Below are 1,345 nucleotides of genomic sequence, written 5' to 3'. Positions count from 1 at the left end.
ACATAACAAGCAATTCAAGTGGATTCTCAACGCGTGGCAGTTTTACTATGCGTTAGGTAAAGTGTTTTACGGTGCAATGCGGCGGCTTGGTCAGTGCGTTGTTCACCACTTAATTGGGCGTTATGTGTTGGATGAGTTTTTAAGGTCAAAGCTACGATTTCATTGAGAATTCGTTCCGTATTTTCGGCAAGTTGGCTTGGTCGAAATGGATTCTTGAACAACCTGAGATTGATCGTTTTTAAGGTTCTTGGGCTGCCTCAATTGAGTTTTGGATCTGGTTTGTGTTGAATTTCGTCAGTTTCAAATCGCTTTAATTGAAATGTCTTTTTGACTGATTTGCTTGCTGATATTCAACTCTGAAAATCTGGTGAAGCAAAAGGTTTTGTTGTAGCTGAAAGGGCGCTTTCTTTGTTGTTGATTCTGCAAGTGGCTCTCTTTGGCTAAGATCGCTGTGAAATTTAGGTTTTGGTAAGCATTGGTTTTTCACGTAACTTATTAAAATTCCTTCGTTTCTACGGTGGTTTACTTTGAATTCACGGTAAAATTCACATAACAAACAATTTAAGTGGATTCTCAACGCGTGGCAGTTTTACTATGCGTCAGGTAAAGTGTTTACGGTGCAATGCAGTGGCTTGGCCAGTGCGTTGTTCACCACTTAATTGGGCGTTATGTTTTTTGAGGAAATATGGATATACGAAAGGTTACCACAGCAGAGGTTTTACCCATTAGGCATCTTGTTTTATGGCCTAATAAATCGCCTTCATTCTGCGAAGTCGAAGGGGATGACTCTGCTACTCACTATGGCGTATTTATTGGTGGGAAACTGGTTTGTGTGGCATCCGTTTATAACAATGGTCATGAAGCTAGGCTCAGAAAATTTGCTACTCTGTCTGAATACCAAGGGCAAGGAATTGGTACTAAGGTCATCGAGAAGCTGGTGCGTGATTTGAAGCGAGAAAATGTGAGCTATTTCTGGTGTGACGCACGAACTTCAGCACTGTCTTTCTATCAGAAGTTTGGGTTGTGTGTTGAAGGTGAAGAGTTTTACAAATCAAATGTAGCGTACTTCAAAATGTCTGTTTCGTGGGTGTAAGAACCACAAACATAACAATAAATTTAAGAGTGATTCACAACGCTTGGCGCCGTCACTTCAAGTCAGTTTAGTGTTTATGGCACAATGGTTTAGGTAAGGTGGTAGCGTTGTTCACACCTTAATTTGGCGTTATGTGTTGGATGAGTTTTTAAGGTCAAAGCTACGATTTCATTGATAATTTGTTCCGTGTTTTCGGCAGGTTGGCTTGGTCGAAATGGATTCTTGAACAACCTGAGATTGATCGTTTTCAAG

General features: G+C 40.6%; 1 protein-coding gene. It reads left to right on the top strand.

Translation table 11 applies throughout. The features are described 5' to 3' along the window. Positions 1-685 precede the first annotated feature (685 nt). Positions 686-1,093: a GNAT family N-acetyltransferase gene (locus EYW48_RS21115; protein WP_277433041.1), complete on the top strand. Its 408-nt coding sequence runs from the start codon at positions 686-688 to the stop codon at positions 1,091-1,093. The last annotated feature ends 252 nt before the right edge of the window (positions 1,094-1,345 follow it).

It is taken from the genome of Vibrio sp. 1180_3, assembly GCF_029478545.1.
GTDB classification, from domain to species: domain Bacteria; phylum Pseudomonadota; class Gammaproteobacteria; order Enterobacterales; family Vibrionaceae; genus Vibrio; species Vibrio aestuarianus.
This window is presented reverse-complemented; position numbering and strand designations above follow the sequence as displayed.